Origin of the sequence: Pseudoglutamicibacter albus (assembly GCF_031458175.1) — a bacterium.
In the GTDB taxonomy this organism is placed as follows: domain Bacteria; phylum Actinomycetota; class Actinomycetes; order Actinomycetales; family Micrococcaceae; genus Pseudoglutamicibacter; species Pseudoglutamicibacter albus.
In genome coordinates, this window is record NZ_JAVDXX010000001.1 from 541003 (window position 1) to 561183 (window position 20181).

General features: G+C 61.4%; 18 protein-coding genes. All 18 read left to right on the plus strand.

Features of this window, described 5'->3' with window-relative positions; genetic code table 11:
- The first annotated feature begins 121 nt into the window (after window positions 1–121).
- The 18 genes from rbfA to pgsA all read left to right on the plus strand — a co-directional run bounded on the left by rbfA (window position 122) and on the right by pgsA (window position 20141).
- Window positions 122–550 (plus strand): 30S ribosome-binding factor RbfA, encoded by a 429-nt coding sequence (gene rbfA / locus J2S67_RS02305; protein ID WP_035756935.1) that lies wholly within the window; start codon window positions 122–124, stop codon window positions 548–550.
- Window positions 551–557: 7 nt separating this feature from the next.
- On the plus strand, window positions 558–1466 hold the full coding sequence (gene truB / locus J2S67_RS02310; protein WP_310245903.1) for a tRNA pseudouridine(55) synthase TruB: 909 nt from the start codon (window positions 558–560) through the stop codon (window positions 1464–1466).
- Between the two features lie 93 nt (window positions 1467–1559).
- Window positions 1560–1934 (plus strand): hypothetical protein, encoded by a 375-nt coding sequence (locus tag J2S67_RS02315; protein ID WP_310248669.1) that lies wholly within the window; start codon window positions 1560–1562, stop codon window positions 1932–1934.
- Window positions 1935–1965: 31 nt separating this feature from the next.
- Window positions 1966–2463: a hypothetical protein gene (locus tag J2S67_RS02320; protein WP_310245905.1), complete on the plus strand. Its 498-nt coding sequence runs from the start codon at window positions 1966–1968 to the stop codon at window positions 2461–2463.
- Window positions 2464–2611: 148 nt separating this feature from the next.
- Window positions 2612–3607 carry a bifunctional riboflavin kinase/FAD synthetase gene (locus J2S67_RS02325; protein WP_310245908.1) on the plus strand — a complete coding sequence of 332 codons (996 nt, stop codon included), beginning with the start codon at window positions 2612–2614 and terminating at the stop codon, window positions 3605–3607.
- Window positions 3608–3620: 13 nt separating this feature from the next.
- The gene (locus J2S67_RS02330; RefSeq protein WP_310245911.1) at window positions 3621–4412 is read left to right on the plus strand and encodes a class I SAM-dependent methyltransferase; all 792 of its coding nucleotides are present in this window, start codon (window positions 3621–3623) and stop codon (window positions 4410–4412) included.
- 196 nt (window positions 4413–4608) lie between these two features.
- Window positions 4609–4878: a 30S ribosomal protein S15 gene (gene rpsO / locus J2S67_RS02335; RefSeq protein WP_035756943.1), complete on the plus strand. Its 270-nt coding sequence runs from the start codon at window positions 4609–4611 to the stop codon at window positions 4876–4878.
- A 288-nt stretch (window positions 4879–5166) separates the two neighbouring features.
- On the plus strand, window positions 5167–7395 hold the full coding sequence (locus J2S67_RS02340) for a polyribonucleotide nucleotidyltransferase (RefSeq protein WP_310245919.1): 2229 nt from the start codon (window positions 5167–5169) through the stop codon (window positions 7393–7395).
- Between the two features lie 297 nt (window positions 7396–7692).
- Entirely contained in the window at window positions 7693–8466 is a 774-nt protein-coding gene (locus J2S67_RS02345; protein ID WP_310245922.1) for a cyclase family protein, read from the plus strand.
- A gap of 118 nt (window positions 8467–8584) precedes the next feature.
- Window positions 8585–10327 carry a thiamine pyrophosphate-binding protein gene (locus tag J2S67_RS02350; RefSeq protein ID WP_310245924.1) on the plus strand — a complete coding sequence of 581 codons (1743 nt, stop codon included), beginning with the start codon at window positions 8585–8587 and terminating at the stop codon, window positions 10325–10327.
- A 111-nt stretch (window positions 10328–10438) separates the two neighbouring features.
- Entirely contained in the window at window positions 10439–11941 is a 1503-nt protein-coding gene (locus J2S67_RS02355; RefSeq protein ID WP_310248672.1) for a M16 family metallopeptidase, read from the plus strand.
- 67 nt (window positions 11942–12008) lie between these two features.
- Complete coding sequence (locus J2S67_RS02360; RefSeq protein WP_310245927.1) at window positions 12009–12503, plus strand: S-ribosylhomocysteine lyase; 495 nt, start codon at window positions 12009–12011, stop codon at window positions 12501–12503.
- Between the two features lie 81 nt (window positions 12504–12584).
- Entirely contained in the window at window positions 12585–13358 is a 774-nt protein-coding gene (gene dapB / locus J2S67_RS02365; protein ID WP_310245929.1) for a 4-hydroxy-tetrahydrodipicolinate reductase, read from the plus strand.
- Between the two features lie 21 nt (window positions 13359–13379).
- The gene (locus J2S67_RS02370; RefSeq protein WP_070490720.1) at window positions 13380–13838 is read left to right on the plus strand and encodes a hypothetical protein; all 459 of its coding nucleotides are present in this window, start codon (window positions 13380–13382) and stop codon (window positions 13836–13838) included.
- A gap of 10 nt (window positions 13839–13848) precedes the next feature.
- Window positions 13849–14751 carry a 4-hydroxy-tetrahydrodipicolinate synthase gene (dapA, locus tag J2S67_RS02375; RefSeq protein ID WP_070490721.1) on the plus strand — a complete coding sequence of 301 codons (903 nt, stop codon included), beginning with the start codon at window positions 13849–13851 and terminating at the stop codon, window positions 14749–14751.
- A gap of 17 nt (window positions 14752–14768) precedes the next feature.
- Entirely contained in the window at window positions 14769–16478 is a 1710-nt protein-coding gene (locus tag J2S67_RS02380; protein ID WP_310245934.1) for a ribonuclease J, read from the plus strand.
- Between the two features lie 67 nt (window positions 16479–16545).
- Window positions 16546–19554, plus strand: a complete 3009-nt coding sequence (locus J2S67_RS02385; protein ID WP_310245937.1) for an FtsK/SpoIIIE family DNA translocase — start codon at window positions 16546–16548, stop codon at window positions 19552–19554.
- A complete protein-coding gene (gene pgsA, locus J2S67_RS02390; protein ID WP_310245939.1) occupies window positions 19533–20141 on the plus strand; it encodes a CDP-diacylglycerol--glycerol-3-phosphate 3-phosphatidyltransferase in 609 nt (202 codons plus the stop codon). Before J2S67_RS02385 ends, pgsA begins: the two co-directional genes overlap by 22 nt.
- Window positions 20142–20181: the final 40 nt, after the last annotated feature.

A 20181-nucleotide genomic window follows, 5' to 3' on the forward strand; every position in this document is an offset into this window, starting at 1 on the left:
GCTTTCGCGTTGGCAGGGCCGGCTGGTGTCAAGGCAGGGGCTACGCACCGATAGGATGGAGGCAGAGAATATTGTTGGTAGCGCACGCAACTGTTGGTGGTGCGCAGGGAAGGAGCACATCATGACTGGTTCGCCGCGTGCAGCTAAGTTGGCCCAGCGCATCAAGGTGGTTATGGCGCAGGCTCTCACGAAGGTGGTTCGTGATGATGCGATGGAGTCTGTGACGGTCACGGATGCGCGCGTGACGAATGATCTTCAGAATGCGACCGTCTACTACACGGTTTTGGGTGACGATGAGCAGAAGGCTCAGATTGCTGAGCTGTTCGAAGCCAACCGTGGCCGTTTGCGTAAGGAGCTGGGCTCGCAGCTAACAACTCGCTTGACCCCAACCTTGGAGTTCGTTCCGGATGAGGTCCCGATGAACGCCTCCCACGTTGAGGAGCTGTTGCGTGCCGCCCGTGAAAAGGACGCTGCGGTAGCTGAGCTTGCCGAGGGCGCAGAATACGCTGGGGATGCTGAGCCGTATAAGGCACCGGAAGACGAGGCTTAGGCGCTGTATGTCTCAAGCGCAGACTGAACCGACCCCGGGCCTGGTTGTTGTTGATAAGCCCGCTGGGATGACCAGCCACGATGTGGTGGGTCGCTTGCGGAGGCTCGCCGGTACCCGGAAAGTGGGGCATGCGGGAACGTTGGATCCGATGGCGACCGGTGTGCTGGTTGCCGGTGTGGGTCGAGCTACCCGGCTTCTGACCTATATCGTGGGCGAATCGAAGACCTATGTGGTTACGATTCGTTTGGGGGAAACCACCACGACTGAGGACGCCGAAGGGGAGATCCTTGAGCGTCGTTATGTTGCGGCGGTGACTCGCCCCCAGCTTGACGATGCGGTGGCCGGGTTGACGGGGGAGATTCAGCAGGTGCCCTCGGCTGTTTCGGCGATCAAGGTGGACGGTAAACGCGCTTATCAGCGGGTCCGTGACGGGGAGAACGTGCAGTTGCAGGCCCGGGCCGTCACGGTGAACCGTTTCGATGTTTTGGATGTTCGCCGCGCCAATGACGGCACGACGATGGACGTTGACGTTGTGGTCGATTGCTCTTCTGGCACATACGTGCGTGCTTTAGCGCGCGACTTGGGCGAGGCTTTAGGTGTGGGCGGCCATTTGACCGCGTTGCGGCGTACGCGTGTGGGTGGCTTCAATTTGGGCCAGGCTCGCACGCTGGAGCAGCTCGCGGAGCAGTTCATTGTGTTGTCGCTCGCGGATGCTGCCCGCGCGCTGTTCCCGGTCCGGCACGTGAGCGATCAGGAAGCGATTGAGCTCGGGCACGGCCGGCGCATCACGCCGTCGGAGTCGGCGGGGGTGACCGCGGCGATCGACCCGGCCGGTGACTTGATCGCTTTGATCGAGAACAAGGCTCAAGGCACGCATTCGATGGCCAAACCCGCCTTGGTTTTCGCGCCGCGCTAGGCACAGACCCGCCTTCGGTGGTTTTCTAGCTTGCTGGTTTCTCAGTTGTTGGCTTTCTAGGTTGTTGTTCGAGGAGATTCTGTAGCCGTGTTGATGGATGGCTTCGCGATCGCGGGCGTTGTGGTGTGCGTGATCTCGATGATCGTTGGTATCGCGATGACGGTAATCCGCACCTTCCCCGCGGACTCTTCGATTCTGAGCCTCGCGCTGGTTGAGCTGTATCTGGTGGTGTACGGGATTCAGGCCGCGGTGCGGCATACCGGCTCTGCCCCGCTTCTAGGCGCTGGATGGGAGTTCTGGGGATACCTCGCGACCGCTTTGTTGCTGGTTCCTTTGGCGGCATGGTGGGCGATCGGGGATAAGTCCCGCTGGTCCAACACCGTGATGGCCGCGGCAGGCTTCACTGTGCTGGTCATGCTGGTTCGGATGCAGCAGGTGTGGCACGGTCAAGGATTCTTTGCCGGCTAGGGATTCGGTGGGCTAGGGATTGATGAGTGGAATGGATAATCACGTGAAGGATACGGGACAGCCAGATAACGCACCGCAGCCAGATAACGCACCGCAGTCAGATAACGCAGTGCAGCCAGATAGCCCAGTGCAGACGAAAAATAAGGGCCTTGGCCGGATCCTGGTTGCGGTGTATGGCGTGTTTGCGTTGTCGGCTTTTGCGCGTTCGGTGTATCAGATTGCTACTGATTTCTCGCTCGCGCCGGTCGCTTTCTCGCTCTCGGCGCTCGCGGCTGTGATCTACATTGTGGCTACGGTCGCACTCGCTCTACCGGGTGTAACAGCCTGGCGTGCGGCGTTTGCGGCGGTGATTGTTGAGTTCGTTGGCGTGGTTGCGGTCTCGATCTTGTCGTATATCTCGCCTGAATTGTTCCCGAAGGCGAGCGTGTGGAGCCATTTTGGTCAAGGCTACGGTTATGTTCCGTTCGTTCTGCCGGTCATCGGTTTCTGGTGGTTGTGGGTTCACCGGCCACATAGGGCCGCGGCGTGAGCGTAGAGCGCAGCGGCCGTGGTGTTCGTGAGAGAATAGCGCGGGGTGTCACGGACGGGTGCTCATCCGGCCCGGCCACCGCATCGTGAGGTGACAAGCGCACACCGCGGTGACGTGAGAATCGATCTTCAGCACACGAGGAGTCTTTGTGCATATTTGGACGGATCCTTCTGAGGTTCCGGAATCGCTGACGTGTTCGGTGGTGACGATCGGTAATTTCGATGGCGTTCACCGCGGGCACATGGCCTTGCTGGAACGGGTTGTTGAGCTCGCTGCCGCGAGCGAGCCGCCGTGTGCCGGTGTTGTGATGACGTTTAGCCCGCATCCTGCCACGGTGCACCGGCCGGCGTTTGCGCCGGTCCCGATCATGGCTGATGAGATCAAGGACATCCACTGTGCTGAGGCCGGGGTTGACGCGGTTCTGCGCCTGAACTACACGTGGGAGTTCGCGCAACAGACCCCTGAAGAGTTCGTGAAGAACTACGTGGTGGATGTGTTGCATGCCCGTGCCGTGGTGGTGGGTGAGGACGTACGGTTCGGCCTGGACAACGCTGGTGACATCGAGTGTTTGCGCACGCTGGGTGAGAAGTTCGGTTTCGAGGTTGTCACGCTGGCTGATGTGGGGCTGCAACGGCGCTGGTCCTCGACGTGGGTGCGTGAAGCGCTGCAGGTGGGGGATGTGAAATCCGCGGCGGAGGTTTTGGGCCGTAATCACCGCATGTTCGGGACGGTGGCGCACGGTTTCGCGCGCGGCCGCGAGCTCGGTTTCCCTACCGCGAATCTGGCCGATGACGCGACCGGTCTGATGCCGGCTGACGGCGTGTATGCGGGCTGGTTGATCGATCAGGCCGGGGTGTGGTGGCCGTCTGCGATCTCGATTGGTACGAACCCGACGTTCGATGGCGTGGTGCGTGTCGCTGAGGCGTTCGTGATGGACCGTCCCGAGGGCGAGCAGGTCGAGGACTTTAACTTGTATGAGCAGGAAGTGGTGCTCGAGTTTGTGGACCACTTACGGCCAACCATCACCTACCGCGGCCCTGAGGCGCTCATCGAGCAGATGCACATGGACGTTGACCGTGCTCGTGAGATTCTGCGCGCTGATGCCAAAGCCCGACCTGACGTGGTCAAAGTAGCCGCTGGCTGAGAACGGTTCAGGTTTGACGGGGCAAGTCCCGAATCTTCCGCAGCGCGGGCCGAATCTGGCTGGCGCGAAGCGTGCGTTGATCGGTTCTGCGTGGGCTGGTTCGGGTGCCGACTACGATGCGGTTCGGCCTACCTATCCGCAGTGGTGCGTGCCGTGGCTGCTAGATGGTAGCGCTACCCGTCGCGTGGTCGAGGTCGGCGCGGGGACGGGCTTGTTCACGCGCGACCTGGTTGCATCGGGGCATCGGGTGATAGCGGTTGAACCTTCCGTATCGATGCTTGAGGTGCTGCGGAAACAGGTTCCTGGGGTTGAACACACGTTGATCGGCACGGGGGAGTCCACCGGTCTGGAGGAAACGGTCGATGCGGTGGTTGCCGCGCAAGCGTGGCATTGGGTTGATCCGATCGAGGCTGGCGCCGAGGCCGCGCGCATCACCCAGGCAGCGAGTGACCCGGTGCTGGGGCTTGTGTGGAATCAGCTGGATGTGCAGGTTCCGTGGGTGCACCGTTTAGCGCGGATCATGCATGCCGGCGATGTGCATCGGGATGCTCAAGCTGCCGCGCAGGCGGGGCCGCTGTGGCGTATCGAGGCGGTCCGCGAAGACCGCTGGGTGCAGCGGCTCAGTGTTGAGCAGGTGTTCGAGCTGACCCGCACGCGAGCCTATTGGTTGCGGGCGAATCAGAAGACCCGGCAGCGGGTTGAAGATAACCTGCGCTGGTACTTGCACGAGCATCTGGGGTTTGAGCCGGGGGAGCGCATCGAGCTTCCATACCGGACACTCGCGGTACGCAACACACGCACGTGAGACTCGCGTGAAGCGGCCCGCCGCCGCTGTGTTCTGAGGCTCATCGCGGGCTTTGGATCGGCTTGATAGACTTATAGCTGGTGTTAGCTGCAGTCCGCGGTGGCTACCATCCCCGGCGACGATGGCCCAGCGATATCAGTTGAGGGCGATCCCGTGCGGGTTCACTGTACGCGGCACACTCTCAAGGAGTAAATACATGGCTCTTGACCAGGCCGTAAAGCAAGAGATCATCAAGGAATACGCGATCCACGAGGGCGACACTGGTTCCCCTGAGGTTCAGATCGCTGTCATGTCCCGTCGTATCTCTGACCTGACTGAGCACCTGAAGCATCACAAGCACGACCACCACACCCGTCGTGGCCTCATGGCCCTGGTTGGTCGCCGCCGCCGCATGCTTGGCTACCTCAAGTCTGTAGACATTGAGCGTTACCGTTCGCTGATCGAGCGCCTCGGTCTGCGCCGCTAATGTCTCACGTTTAACGCCCCGGAAAAGCTTTCCGGGGCGTTAACGCATCAGAAGTTCAAACATCAATATCTAATCCAATACAGCGTCACCGACGTTCACGCTAACTAGAGAATCGCGTGTGGTCCTCGGTAGTGGCCCGCGGTGCAGCCCATTCAGATTCGTCCTCAACAGGGCGGCTAGATGTTCGTCCTCAAGAGGGCGGCCGGAAGCTGTACCGATGGCCTCGATCGAGCACCAACCGCGAATAAGCGTTTCGTTGTTGACGTGCATTTTTAGGAGAAAACTGTAGTGGAAGCTACTGACATTCAATATTCAGAGGCCGTGATTGACAACGGCCGTTTTGGTAAGCGCACCATCCGTTTCGAGACCGGCCACGTAGCCAAGCAGGCTGCTGGTTCGGCGATGGTGTTCCTCGATGATGACACCTCGATGCTCTCGGCAACCACCGCCGGTAAGCATCCGCGTGAGGGCTTCGATTTCTTCCCGCTCACCGTCGACGTTGAAGAGCGCATGTACGCTGCGGGTAAGATCCCGGGCTCGTTCTTCCGTCGTGAAGGCCGTCCATCGACTGAGGCGATCCTCGCGTGCCGTCTGATGGACCGCCCGCTGCGCCCGTCTTTCGTCAAGGGCTTGCGCAACGAGGTTCAGATCGTGGTCATGGTGACCTCGATCAACCCGGATGACTACTACGATGTGGTCGCTATCAACGCTTCCTCGATGTCCACCCAGCTTTCGGGTCTGCCGTTCTCCGGCCCGATCGGTGGCGTGCGCATCGCGCTCATCGAAGACAGCGAAGGCCCACAGTGGGTTGCGTTCCCAACCAAGACCCAGCTTGATGAGGCCGTGTTCAACATGGTTGTTGCAGGCCGCGTTGCTGGCGATGATGTTGCGATCATGATGGTCGAGGCTGGCGCTACCGATCACGCGTGGGAACTCATCCACGATCGCGGCGTCACGGCACCGACCGAGACCGTTGTCGCTGAAGGCCTCGAAGCCGCCAAGCCATTCATCCGTGCACTCGTTGAGGCGCAGGCTGACCTCGCATCGCGCGCGGCTAAGCCTGCCCGTGAGTTCCCGATCTTCCTCGACTTCGAGGACGACGCCTACGAGGCAGTCGAGAAGACCGCTGCGCAGAAGCTTGCAGAGGTCTACCAGATCGCTGATAAGCAGGAGCGCCAGGACGCTGACGATGCGCTGAAGGAAGAGGTCCTTGAGGCTCTGGCCGGTGAGGGCAAGGAGTTCGAGGAACGCGAATCCGAGGTCTCCAAGGCATACGGTGCACTCACCAAGCACATCGTGCGTCAGCGCATCTTGAAGGACCAGGTCCGCATCGACGGCCGTGGTTTGACTGACATCCGCCAGCTGCTGGCCGAGGTCGAGGTTCTGCCGCGCGTTCACGGTTCCGCGATCTTCGAACGCGGCGAAACCCAGATCATGGGTGTCACGACCCTGAACATGCTCAAGATGGAGCAGCAGATCGATTCGCTCGCCCCAGAGAAGGCGAAGCGCTACATGCACCACTACAACTTCCCGCCGTTCTCCACGGGCGAGACGGGCCGTGTCGGCTCGCCGAAGCGCCGCGAGATCGGCCACGGCGCCCTCGCGGAACGCGCCCTGGTTCCGGTTCTGCCATCGCGTGATGAATTCCCATACGCGATCCGCCAGGTTTCTGAGGCGTTGGGCTCCAACGGTTCGACCTCGATGGGGTCAGTCTGCGCATCCACTTTGTCGATGTACAACGCTGGTGTTCCGCTCAAGGCCCCTGTTGCAGGTATCGCGATGGGCCTGGTCACCGACACGGTGGACGGCGAGACCCGTTACGCGGCCCTGACTGACATCCTCGGTGCTGAAGACGCGATGGGTGACATGGACTTCAAGGTGGCCGGTACCCGCGATTTCATTACCGCGATCCAGCTGGACACCAAGCTCGACGGCATCCCAGCCTCCGTGCTCGCTGCCGCACTCAAGCAGGCTCACGAGGCCCGCGTTCACATCCTGGACGTCATGGATTCTGCGATCGACGCCCCAGACGAGATGTCCCCATACGCTCCACGCATCATCTCGGTGAAGATCCCAGTGGACAAGATCGGTGAGGTCATTGGTCCTAAGGGCAAGATGATCAACCAGATTCAGGAAGACACCGGCGCTGAAATCTCGATCGAAGATGACGGCACGGTCCTGATCGGCGCCACTGACGGCGCTGCGGCTGAAGCTGCACGCGCAACGATCAACGCGATGGCTAACCCGCAGATCCCTGAGGTTGGCGAGCGTTACCTCGGTACCGTGGTGAAGCTGACCTCCTTCGGCGCGTTCATTTCGCTCACGCCAGGCAAGGATGGCCTGCTGCACATCTCCGAGTTGCGTAAGCTCAACGGCGGCCAGCGCGTCAACGACGTCGAAGACGTTGTGGGCGTGGGCCAGAAGCTCCAGGTTGAGATCACCAAGGTTGACGACCGCGGCAAGCTCTCGCTCGCCCCAGTCGTTGACGAGGAAGCAGCTGAGAAGGACGCCGAGTAAGGCGTCAGCGCACGCGTGGCGTGATCGCTTGAACTGATTCGCTGATACGCGGGCCCCGGAACCAGTCAACGGTTCCGGGGCCTTTGCTGTAAGGGGGTCTTGTGCGTGTGGTGGCCATGTCATAGGGCCACATCATGCGACCACACTGCGCGACCGCATCGTGCGCCCACGTCATGCATCGTCATTGGTTTGGGTTGCGAGTGAGGCGTGGATCACGATGGTTAGCATTGTTAACCAAACGTTCTTAACTAAGCATTACTAACCATCGGCGCAGTTGTATTGGATTCTGGAGGGGCGATGTCTGCAGTAGAGGCGTTCTTGGCCGGGGTGGCATCCGGTTCGATAGAGATGGTGGATCTTACGGCGCCGTTGTCGTCTGAGACTCCGACGTTGACGTTGCCTGACCCGTTCCCGAACCTGAATGACTTCAGCCTCGAACAAGTCTCGGCCTATGACGAGCCGGGCCCGTTCTGGAAGCACCACAACATCCGTACCGGTGAGCACATCGGAACCCATTTGGATGCCCCGATCCACTGGATCAGCGGCCGCGAGGGTAAGGACGTATCCCAGATCGATCTGCCGCGGCTGACTGGCCCGGCGGTGGTCTTGGATTTCACCGCTGAGGTTGAGGCTGACCCTGATTTCTTGGTCGACGTTGAGCACTTGAAGGCGTGGCAAGAGCGCCACGGCGCGTTCCCGGAAGGAGCGTGGCTTTTGTTCCGCACCGGCTGGGATCAGCACGACCACAGCGAGGAAGCGTTCCTGAACGCGGACGGGGCCGGTTCCCACACCCCAGGCTTCACGGTCGAATGCGCCCGCTACATGGCGGATGAGCTACCGATTTCGGGTATGGGCGTTGAGACGGTCGGGATCGATGCCGGCTGCGGTGGGGAACAGGACCCGCCGTTCCCGGTGCACTACTATCTGCTGGGTGCGGATAAATACGGGATCACGTCGTTGAAGAACCTCGCGAAGCTACCAACAACTGGCTCGATGATCTGTGTGGCCCCGCTACCGATCGTGGGCGGCACCGGCTCCCCATGCCGTGTCTACGCGTTCCTTGAGAAGTAAAACAGGCGCTGAGAAGTAAAACAGGCACGGCGAAGTAACGCCTCCGGTGCGAACTCGGCCCTGCCGTCACTGAGGTTGGGTGCCGTCGCTAAGGCATTGGAAGATTGAAGAAGTGGTTATGAACGTCGCTGAACAGGTCGCAGCCCTGCTGGCCCAGTTGGGTGTGGGGCACGCTTTCGGTGTGGTGGGTAGCGGTAATTTCGTGGTCACGAACGCGTTGAAAGCCCACGGGGTCCCGTTCACCGCGGCCCGTCACGAGGGCGGGGCGGCGAACATGGCGGACGCGTATGCCCGTGTTTCGGGCAAGGTTTCGGTGCTGAGCGTGCATCAGGGCTGTGGGCTGACGAACGCGACCACCGGGATCGGTGAGGCCGCGAAGTCCCGCACCCCGATGATCGTTCTGACCGGTGAGTCCGCGGCGAGCGCTGTGAGCTCGAACTTCGCGATGGATCAGGATGGGCTAGCGGAGTCGGTGTATGCGGTCTCGGAGCGGCTTCATTCTGCTGAGACGGTGGTGGACGATGTGGTGCGCGCCTATCGCACGGCGGTCAATGACCGCAGGACGGTGGTTTTGAACCTCCCGTTGGATGTTCAGGTTCAGCCCGCGTACGCTGATCAAGCCGGTCCGGCCCGCGCTGTTCCAGCCGCTGAGCGTCTACATCGGGCGGAACCTGTGCGGCCTTCGCGGGTGAGCGTTGCCGCGCTCGCGGAGCTGATCATTCAGGCACAGCGCCCTGTGTTCGTTGCTGGGCGCGGCGCGAAGCACGCAGGTGGTGTGATCTCGCAACTGGCGGAGCATACGGGTGCGCTGTTGGCGACCTCAGCGGTTGTGAAGGGGCTTTTCAACGGCAAGGATTACAACCTCGGGATCTCCGGGGGATTCTCATCGCCTGTGACGGCCGAGCTCATCAGCAACGCGGATCTCATTGTGGGGTTCGGGTGCGCGCTGAACATGTGGACCATGCGGCACGGAACCCTGATCAGCCCGGATGCGGCGGTGGTGCAGGTCGATTGTGAAGACGCCGCGCTTGGGCGGAACAGGCCCATTACGCTCGGGGTGCTCGGCGACACCGCCGAAACCACCGCCGATGTGCTTGAGCACATCCGTGAACAGCACCCGGCACCTCGCACCGGCTACCGGACGCAAGCCAACCGCGAACTCATCGCTTCCCGCAGCTCGTGGGCGAGCGAACCCTACAGCGACCTGTCCACTGACGGTGACCTATCAACCGGCAGCGAGCAGGCAGGCGACAGCGGAGAAGTACACGGCAGCGGGGAACTGGCGCGCATCGACCCACGTACGTTGACCATCGAAATCAACAAGATCCTGCCGGCCGAACGCATCGTGAGCATCGATTCGGGTAACTTCATGGGGTATCCGAGCCAGTTTCTGGATGTTCCGGACGCCGACGGGTTCTGCTTCACGCAGGCTTTCCAAGCGATCGGGCTGGGGCTGGGCACCGCGATCGGCGCGGCGCTGGCCCGGCCGGACCGGATGCCGGTTCTGGGAACCGGGGATGGTGGATTCCATATGGCGATCGCGGAGCTTGAGACAGCGGTCCGGTTGCGGCTTCCGCTTGTGTGCATCGTCTATAACGATGCTGCATACGGAGCCGAGATCCACCACTTCAACGCGGACGGTTCAGAACCTGACATGTCCACGGTCACGTTCCCGGATACCGACATCGCGGCGATCGCCCGCGGTTTCGGAGCCGAAGGGGTTACGGTGCGTAGGGTCCAGGACCTCGCGGCGGTACGCGAATGGCTCGCTAGCGATCCTCAAGCGCCGCTCGTGATTGACGCGAAGATCGCATCGGACTCCGGGGCGTGGTGGCTCGCGGAAGCCTTCAAAGGCCACTGAGCTACCTCAGCCGCGGTGCTGTATAACCCACTGAGTCGTATAACCTACTGAGTTGCATAGCTTGCTGAGCTATATAACCTAGCGCGAAAGGATTTCGTTGTGCCGATAGATTTGCCGTTGGTCCCGTCCCCTGAACGTCTTGAGCAGACGCTGCGGCAGGATGAGGACGGCTCGGTGGTTCGCCGCACGGTTTTGCCTTCAGGGGTTCGGATTCTGACGGAGCACATGCCGGCGGCACTTTCGGCTTCGGTGGGTTTCTGGGTGGGCGTGGGTTCCCGTGATGAGGCTGAAGGCCAATACGGTTCCACACACTTCTTGGAACACCTGTTGTTCAAGGGCACCCCGACCCGTTCGGCCTTCGATATTTCCTTGGCTTTTGACCGCGTGGGTGGGGAAGCGAATGCCGCAACCACCAAGGAGACCACGTGCTATCACGCCCGCGTTTTGGGTGAGGACCTGCCGATGGCGATCGAGGTCATCTCTGACATGGTGACCCAGCCCCTCCTGGACCACGAAGAAGCCGAACGGGAGCGCGGGGTCATCTTGGATGAGCTTGCGATGGATGCCGATGACCCGCTCTCGATGGCCCACGAGCAGTTCTCTCGGCTCATCTTTGGCGAGCATCCATTGGCCCGCCCCGTAGGCGGTACGCGTGCCGAGATCCGCGAACTCAAGGTTGCAGAGTTCCGTGACCACTACAACAAGTATTACTCCCCGGAAACGCTCGTGATCACGGCGGCGGGCGCGGTAGAGCACGATGAGGTGGTTCGGTTGGTTACCCAGGCCCTCAAAGACGGCGGCTGGGATCTAGAGACCGAACGCACGCCGATGCCGCGCCGCACCGGCGTGTACGGGGTAGAAGTGGACGCGCAGGCCCTGGCAACCCACGACGGTATCCCTGAGCCTGTTGAGGAGCTACGGGCAATGCCCGGCTCCCAGTCCGGTGTTTTCCGCATCTATAAAGACATCGAACAAGCCCAAGTGTTCCTGGGCGTTCCGGGCCTGCCCTCGGATTCAGAGAACCGCTTTGCGCTCTCGATCCTCTCCACGGTGCTAGGTGGGGGAATGTCCTCACGCCTCTTCCAGGAAGTGCGTGAACGCCGCGGACTCGCGTACTCAACGTTCGCGATGACCGCCGGCTATTCAGACACCGGGTTCTTCTCACTGTATGCCGGATGCGCGCCCGAAGACGCCGAAACCACGCTCACGGTCTTAGGGGAGCAGTTCGACCTCATCGCCGCTGCCGGCATCACCGAGGACGAACTCGACTGGGCAGTCGGCTCACTCGCCGGCCAATCCGTGTTGACCGGCGAGGACCACGGGCCACGCATGTCACGCCTAGCAGGAGCTGAACTCATGACCGGCCACTACGTAACCCTCGAAGAAACACTCGAGAAACTGCGGGCCGTAACCATCGATGAGGTCAAGGCGCTCGCCGCCCGTCTAGCCGCGCAACCGCGAACCGCCGTGATCCTCGCGCCCGAGGCTTTCATCGGCCAGGCCGGTGATCTAACTGAGCCCGGTGACGCCACTGCGCCCGGTTACGTCACTGAGCCTGATTACGTAACTGAGCCTGATTACGTAACGAGGGCCAGCGGCGCCGCCACCCGGTAACCTTAACGGCAACTGCGCTTTACAACTGCAGAATTAGGTTTCACGGGCAACCGTGTCAGGAGGAATTGTGGCTGAAAAGAACATGGCGAACGTCGAGAGCTTCGAGCTTGACCACACCGCGGTCAAGGCTCCCTATGTACGTCTCATCGCGGTAGAGCACGGTCCTGAAGGCAACGGAACCATCTCCAACTTCGACCTGCGTTTGCTGCAACCCAACCACGAGGCGATCGACACCGCTGGCCTACACACCATCGAACACCTCCTGGCGGGCCTGCTACGCACCCGGTTGGATGGGATCATCGACTGCTCTCCATTCGGATGCCGCACCGGCTTCCACCTCATCACGTGGGACACCCCCAGCATCGAGGAAGTGGCCCGCGCGCTCAAGTCCTCACTTGAAGCGATCCGCGACACCGTCGAATGGGAAGACGTCCCAGGCACCACCGAAGTCTCGTGCGGTAACTTCAAAGACCACTCGCTGCACTCAGCGAAGGCCTGGGCAGAACGCATCCTGCGCGATGACTTCTCACTCGACCCATTCGACCGCAGGGCCACGGTTTAGGAACGGCACGGTTTAGAAACGGCACAGTTCAAATACCGCATCGCATCAGAACACTAAAACCTCACTTTGGAGCAGCACATCGTGACTGACACGCAGACCACCTCGCCTCTCCGCGTAGCCGTGATCGGCGCCCGCGGGCGCATGGGATCCCAAGCCGTTGAGGCCATCGGGAACGCACCGGATATGGAGGCGGTCGCACAGATCGGGCGAGGGGACTCGCTGGATGCGATGCTCGAGGCAAACGCGACCCACATGGTGGATCTGTCCGTTCCATCAGCGACTGCCGATAACGTCGCGTTCGCTATCGAACACGGGATTCACGCGGTTGTTGGCGCTACCGGCTGGGATGCCGACCGCCTCGCCGCAGTGCGCACCCAGCTTGAAGATCAGCCGGAGGTTGGGGTTTTGATCGCCCCTAACTTCGCGCTCGGTGCCGTGCTTGCCGCACAGTTCGCCGCTCAAGCGGCACCGTATTTCGAATCGGTCGAAGTGATCGAGATGCATCACCCAGATAAGGTCGACGCGCCCTCCGGCACCGCGGACCGCACGGCCCGCATGATCGCCCAAGCGCGTGCTGAAGCCGGACGGACGCCAAGCCCCGATGCAACAGAAACCGATCCGCACGGAGCGCGTGGCGCCATGGTTGACGACGTTCATGTCCACGCGGTGCGCCTACGCGGCCTCGTGGCTCATCAAGAGGTGCTACTGGGCGGTGAAGGCGAGATGCTCACGATCCGCCACGACTCTTTCGACCGTGTCTCCTTCATGTCCGGGGTCCTGCTCGGCTTGCGCACCGTCGCGCAACGGCCCGGGCTGACCCACGGGCTGGAAGGCTACCTCGACCTCGGCGCATAGAGGCAGGTACAGCGCAACACTATGAAAGCGAAAATCTTCACCGGCATCATCCTGGCCGTCTACATCATCTATCTCATCGCGTTCTTCGGGTCCGTGGTGAGGTTGTGGCAGACCGGCGAGCCGATCGGGATCGCGCTGGGTGCCGCGATCCTCGTGGTCCCGCTCATCGGCGTGTGGATCCTTGTACGCGAGGTCACGTTCGGCGCCACGACTGAGGCCATGGCCAAAGAACTAGAAGAACAAGGCCTACTGCCACGCGATGACTTGCCGCGCATGCCGTCGGGACGCATCGTTAAAGAAGCTGCAGACGAAGACTTCAAGAAATACGCGGCAGAAGCCAAAGAACATCCTGAGAGGTGGCAGTCCTGGCATCGGCTCGCGCTCGCATACGACGCGGCGGGGGACCGCCGGCGTGCCCGCGAATCCATGCGCACCGCCATATCGCTTCGTAAACAAGCCCGAAACAGCACAGACAGGTAACCTGGGAACCATGGCACTTCACACTGATCGTCCACGCTTCGGAACACTGCTGACCGCAATGGTGACGCCCTTCAAGGCCACCGGTGAGCTCGACCTTGACGCCGCGCGCGCCCTGGCCCGAAAGCTTGTTGACGACGGCTGTGACGGGCTGGTCGTGACCGGAACCACGGGCGAAACTTCGACATTGACTGACGAAGAGAACGTCGAAATGTTCAAGGCAGTCGTCGAGGAAGTCGGGGACCGCGCCGCTGTCGTGGCGGGCACCGGAACCAACGACACCCGCCACTCGATCAACCTCTCCCGCATGGCGAAAGAGGTCGGCGTTGACGGGCTGCTGCTGGTGACCCCGTACTACAACAAGCCATCCCAGGCAGGCATCCAAGCCCACTTCGAAGCCATCGCCGATGCGGTAGACCTACCCGTGATGCTCTATGACATCCCAGGCCGCTCCGTGAAACCCATCGAGACCGAAACGATCGTAGCGCTGGCCAAGCACCCCAACATCGTGGCCCTCAAAGACGCCAAGGGCGACCTCATGGAGACCACCAAGGTCATCGCCCGCACCGACCTTGACATCTACTCGGGTGAAGACGGGCTGACGTTGCCGTTGCTGGCGATCGGTGCGATCGGGCTTGTGTCCGTGACCGCGCACATCGCGGCTGCGCAATACCGCACCATGATCGACGCGGTCGCCAACGGTGATCTTGCGACCGCACGCAAAGCCCACGCGGACATCGACCCGCTCCAGCGTGGCATCATGAGCCATCTCCAAGGAGCCGTGGCATCGAAAACAGTTCTTCAGCGGCAGGGTGTCCTGCCGAGCGCTCACGTCCGCCTCCCACTCGTGGAGCCTACGGATGCTGAGCTCGCCCCCGTACTCGCAGACCTCGCGGAGGGCGGTCTACATCTATAGAAAGGCTTATCAACAGGATGACTGACACACCGACCATCGCGTTCGACGTCGACCGGAAGGTCTCAGCACCGCCTCAACTACCTAACGGAACACTTCGCGTCTACCCACTCGGTGGGGTTGGCGAAGTGGGTCGTAACATGACCGTCTATGAAATGGACGGCAAGCTACTCATTGTTGACTGTGGGGTGCTCTTCCCGGAAGAAGAACAGCCGGGTGTGGATCTGATCCTGCCTGACATGTCCCATATTGAGGACCGTCTCGACGACGTGGTCGCCGTGGTCATCACTCACGGTCACGAAGACCACATCGGTGCTGTCCCGTACCTGTTGCGCCTCAAGCAAGACATCCCGTTGGTGGCTTCGCAGCTCACACTCGCACTCGTTGAAGCGAAGCTGCAGGAACACCGCATCAAACCGTTCACGTTGCAGATCCGTGAGGGCGATGTCGAGCAGTTCGGGCCTTTCGAGGTCGAGTTCGCGGCCGTGAACCACTCGATCCCGGATTCGATGGCGGTGCTGGTGCGTACCAAGGCCGGTAACGTGTTCCAGACCGGTGACTTCAAGATGGACCCGTTGCCGCTCGATGGGCGTGTGACTGACCTGCGGGCCTTCGGACGTTGGGGTGAAGAGGGTGTGGACCTCATGGTCCCTGACTCAACCAACGCGGAAGTCCCGGGGTATACCCCAACTGAACGCAACATTCAGCCGGTGCTGGATAACGCGATCGCCAAAGCCGATCAGCGCGTGATCGTCGCCTCTTTCGCATCGCACGTGCACCGCGTCCAGCAGGTTGTCAACGCCGCCGCGAAGGCCGGCCGCAAGCTGTGCCTGGTGGGGCGTTCGATGGTGCGGAACATGACGATCGCATCCAAGCTGGGATACCTCGATATCCCCGAAGGGATGCTAGTCGATTTCAAGAACGTGGATAAGATCCCGGACCACCAGATCGTGCTGATGTGCACCGGTTCCCAGGGCGAACCGATGGCGGCGCTGTCCCGCATGGCCAGCGGGGATCACAAGATCTCACTGGACTCCGGGGACACCGTGATCCTCGCGTCCTCTTTGATCCCAGGTAACGAGACTTCGGTCTTCCGCCTCATGAACGCCTTGCAGTATCGCGGGATCAACGTGATCCACAAAGGCAACGCGAATGTGCACGTATCCGGCCACGCCTACGCCGGTGAACTCCTGACGGTCTACAACGTGGTTCAGCCGCGCCACGTGATGCCAGTCCACGGCGAGCCGAAGCATCAGCTCGCTAACGCGAAACTCGCTCACGCCACGGGTGTCCCGGTAGAGAACCTGTTGCTGGCGAACAACGGAACGGTCGTTGACATTACCGATGGCGTTCCAAGCATCACGGGTCAGCTTGATGTCAGCTACGTATATGTGGACGGGACGCACGTGGGCATGGTCACCGAAGACGACCTCAAGGACCGCATGGTCTTGTCCAAGGAAGGCTTCGTCTCCGTCATCAGCGTTGTGGACCGTAAGACCCAGAAGATCATCCAGGGCCCAGACATCGTGGTCCGCGGTGTTGCTGAGACCGCGAAAACGTTCGAGGTCATCAAACCGAAGATTGCATCCGCGCTGGAAGAAGCGATGCGGGATAAGCCGGATCACACCCAGCATCAGCTGCAGCAGGTCGTGCGGCGTGTGATCGGTTCCTGGGTTGGGCGTAAGCTACGCCGCCGTCCGATGATCGTGCCCGTGGTCGTCGAAGTATAGGCGCTGCTTAGGCCGGTAACGGTGTCGGTTGCCTCTCTTGTAGCGCCTGCGGCGTATCCTGGAACCTATGGCGACCCGTACTTCCCCCGGATCGCAGCGTTCTTCCTCGTCTTCAAAGAGCAGAAGCAAGCGCTCCGGTAGCAAAGAAACCACGGAATTGAACGCGGAATCCAGTGAGATCCCCGCGCCGCTCCGTGCCATCCAACGTGCCTGGTCCAGCCTCGGCGGGATCATCGGCGCTGGTGTCCGTCAGCTCGGTGAACCCGTGCAACTGGAGCCAGGGACGCGGCGCGACGGCAAAGCCCTCACGTGGCTGGTACTCGCGCTGATTGTTGCGCTCGTTGAATGGTGGGGGCTGCGTTCCGTACCTGTTTTCGGTACCTACACCCACGCCGCTGTTGGTGGGCTGTTCGGCGTCATGGCTGTCGCCCTGCCGGTGGTTTTGTTCATCTCCGCGATCCAGTTGTTCCGCCGCCCAACCGACCACTCGGTCAATGGCCGCATCAGCATCGGCTTCCTGCTCGCGCTGATCACTGGCGCTGGTATCGCTCACGTTACGACGGGCCGCCCGGAGCTTGATGGCCCGTTCGAGATGTTGTGGGCTGGCGGGGGATGGGTCGGCTGGTTCGTTGGTGAACCGCTCGCGGCGCTACTCACCGAGGGCGGCGCGGTCGTCGTTTTGTGCCTCGTGGGCATCTTATCGCTGCTGATCATCACGGGAACCCCGGTGAAGAAGGTCCCTGAACGGATTGTGGGCCTCTACCGGCTGCTCATGATCGGTCATGAAGACCCTGAACATGATGTGAGTGGGGACCGCGACGGCCACGATCAGTCCTATCTCTACGATGCTGAACGCCGCGAAAAAGAGAAGAATAAGCAGGCTGGAAAGAGTAAGAAGTCCCGCAGGTCTTTGTTTGGGCGTAAGAAAGACGCCGAGGCCGATGCGGAGGCAGTTGAGCCTGGAAACTCGAGCGAGGCCTACGAAAGCCCCGTGATCCACGACGGCGCTGAAACCGATGGCGCTGGAGCCGATGCGGCAAATGGCGGCTCGGCGGATGCGACCGAGGCGATCACCCCGCCTCCCGGCGTGCGTCGCCCTACCCGGGATGAAAAGCGCCGCGCCAAGCTCATGCGTGATGCCGGTGTCTATAACGTTGAGGAGCACGGTGGGGCAGGAACCCCTTCCGAGGAGAACAACACCGCGAACCACGATGCGGCGAACGCTGATCCTGACGCAACCACGGTGATCAACCGCGGCGATGCAGACGTGCGCACGCAAGCCATCGACATGACCGGTGCCCCAGCGGCAGGTGCGAGTGTTGCACCGACTGCGCAGCCTGAGAGGCCCATGCCTGAGCCGTTGCCGCAGCGCACCGAACAGCTCGAGCTCTCCGGGGACGTCGCGTACACGCTGCCACCGAGCGAATACCTGCCGGCTGGCCCGCCGGCCAAGGAACGGTCTGAGGCCAACGACAAGGTTGTGCATGCGCTGCAGGAAACCTTGCGCGAATTTAAGGTCGACGCTGAAGTCACGGGCTTCTCGCGTGGCCCGACTGTGACCCGCTACGAGATCGAACTCGCCCCGGGCACCAAGGTTGAGCGCGTCACGAACCTGTCGAAGAACATCTCCTATGCCGTGGCTTCCTCGGATGTGCGCATCCTCTCGCCGATCCCGGGTAAGTCCGCGATCGGTATTGAGATCCCGAACACGGATAAGGAAGTCGTATCCCTCGGCGATGTTTTGCGTTCCAACGCGGCCCGCCGCACTGATCACCCGATGGTCATGGGCGTGGGTAAGGATGTTGAGGGCGGGTTCGTTGTAGCGAACATGGCGAAGATGCCTCACATGCTCGTGGCAGGTGCCACCGGTGCTGGTAAGTCCTCGTTCATCAACTCGCTCATCGTGTCCTTGCTCATGCGGGCAACCCCGGATGATGTCCGGCTTGTGCTGGTTGACCCTAAACGTGTTGAGCTCACCGCGTATGAGGGTGTTCCGCACCTGATCACCCCGATTATCACGAACCCTAAGAAGGCTGCTGAGGCGTTGCAGTGGGTTGTGAAGGAGATGGACACCCGTTACGACGATCTAGCGAACTTCGGTTTCAAACACGTCGATGACTTCAATAAGGCGGTGCGTGCAGGCAAGGTGACTCCGCCTGCCGGTTCTAAGCGGGTCATTAAGCCGTATCCGTACCTGTTGGTGATTGTCGATGAGCTCGCTGACCTCATGATGGTGGCCCCGCGCGATGTTGAAGATTCGATTGTGCGTATCACCCAGCTCGCTCGTGCCGCGGGTATCCACCTCGTGTTGGCGACCCAGCGTCCGTCGGTGGATGTTGTCACGGGCCTCATTAAGGCGAACGTGCCTTCGCGTATGGCGTTCGCTACCTCCTCGGTCACCGACTCCCGTGTGGTGCTGGATCAGCCGGGTGCAGAGAAGCTGCTGGGCCAGGGTGACGCTCTGTTCTTGCCGATGGGTAAGTCCAAGCCGATTCGTGTCCAGGGCGCGTGGGTTACAGAGTCCGAGATCCACAGGGTCGTTGAGCATGTCAAGGGCCAGCTGAGCGCGCACTACCGCGAGGATGTGGTCCCGGAGACCCAGAAGCGTGAGATCGACGCGGACATCGGTGATGACCTCGAAGACTTGCTGCGCGCTGTCGAGCTCGTGGTGACCTCGCAGTTCGGTTCGACCTCGATGCTGCAGCGTAAGTTGCGCATCGGGTTCGCGAAGGCCGGTAGGCTCATGGACCTCATGGAGTCCCGCGGCGTGGTCGGCCCATCCGAAGGCTCCAAGGCCCGCGATGTGCTGGTCAAACCTGAGGACCTTCCGCAGGTAGTGGCCGCGATCAACGGAACACCGGCGCCGGAGACCCCGGATGCCCAGCAACAGGCGCTAGCCGATGAAGCCGCCTATAACCATGCACCAACTCAAGCGGCGGAAGCGGGGGAGAACACCGCATCGAGCGCAGGGGCGGGCGCAGGTGCAGGCGGTGCTGGCGGCGGATACGCTGGGGACACGTGGCACGACGATGACGACGAGGAGTCCGAAGACGCATGGTCGCTGACAGGCCGGTAACCGGGGCAGGCCCACACGCGGGGCAGGCTTCGAGCTGGAACATCGCGAACATCCTGACCGGGATGCGGATTCTGCTGATCCCTGTATTCGTGGTGTTCATCGTCCTGGATGCCGCGCACTATGGCGCGTGGCGTTGGTGGGCGGTCGCGGTGTTCGTGGTCGCGACCCTTACCGACTGGCTTGACGGTGCTCTTGCGCGCCGGCTGAACCTTGTGACGGATTTCGGCAAGATCGCCGATCCGATTGCGGACAAGCTGCTCATGGCGGTTTCGCTCATCAGCTTGAGCGTGCTGGGGGATCTGACATGGTGGATCACCGCGATCATCCTGGTGCGCGAGATCGGTGTGACCGTGATGCGGTTCTGGGTCATCAAATACGGTGTGATCGCGGCGAGCCCGGGCGGGAAGATCAAGACGGTCGCGCAAATGCTGGGCACGTTCATCCTGCTGTTGCCGACCGCCCATTTTGTGCACGGTGTGTGGTGGGCCGGTTTCCTGATCATGCTGATTGCCGCCGCATTGACTCTGTGGTCCGCGATCGACTACGTGCGCCAGGCCGCCGCGCTGTATAAGAACCGTGAACGGTAGTGGTCACAGCGTGCGCGTGGATCAGCGAGGAAGGTGACTA

What these genes read in the sequence shown, in the direction of transcription:
- rbfA (WP_035756935.1), top strand. Translation starts at nt 122, where the DNA reads ATGACTGGTTCGCCGCGTGCAGCTAAGTTGGCCCAGCGCATCAAGGTG.
- truB (WP_310245903.1), top strand. Translation starts at nt 558, where the DNA reads ATGTCTCAAGCGCAGACTGAACCGACCCCGGGCCTGGTTGTTGTTGAT.
- J2S67_RS02315 (WP_310248669.1), top strand. Translation starts at nt 1,560, where the DNA reads ATGGATGGCTTCGCGATCGCGGGCGTTGTGGTGTGCGTGATCTCGATG.
- J2S67_RS02320 (WP_310245905.1), top strand. Translation starts at nt 1,966, where the DNA reads ATGGATAATCACGTGAAGGATACGGGACAGCCAGATAACGCACCGCAG.
- rpsO (WP_035756943.1), top strand. Translation starts at nt 4,609, where the DNA reads ATGGCTCTTGACCAGGCCGTAAAGCAAGAGATCATCAAGGAATACGCG.
- J2S67_RS02345 (WP_310245922.1), top strand. Translation starts at nt 7,693, where the DNA reads ATGTCTGCAGTAGAGGCGTTCTTGGCCGGGGTGGCATCCGGTTCGATA.
- J2S67_RS02350 (WP_310245924.1), top strand. Translation starts at nt 8,585, where the DNA reads ATGAACGTCGCTGAACAGGTCGCAGCCCTGCTGGCCCAGTTGGGTGTG.
- J2S67_RS02370 (WP_070490720.1), top strand. Translation starts at nt 13,380, where the DNA reads ATGAAAGCGAAAATCTTCACCGGCATCATCCTGGCCGTCTACATCATC.
- dapA (WP_070490721.1), top strand. Translation starts at nt 13,849, where the DNA reads ATGGCACTTCACACTGATCGTCCACGCTTCGGAACACTGCTGACCGCA.
- J2S67_RS02380 (WP_310245934.1), top strand. Translation starts at nt 14,769, where the DNA reads ATGACTGACACACCGACCATCGCGTTCGACGTCGACCGGAAGGTCTCA.
- J2S67_RS02385 (WP_310245937.1), top strand. Translation starts at nt 16,546, where the DNA reads ATGGCGACCCGTACTTCCCCCGGATCGCAGCGTTCTTCCTCGTCTTCA.
- pgsA (WP_310245939.1), top strand. Translation starts at nt 19,533, where the DNA reads ATGGTCGCTGACAGGCCGGTAACCGGGGCAGGCCCACACGCGGGGCAG.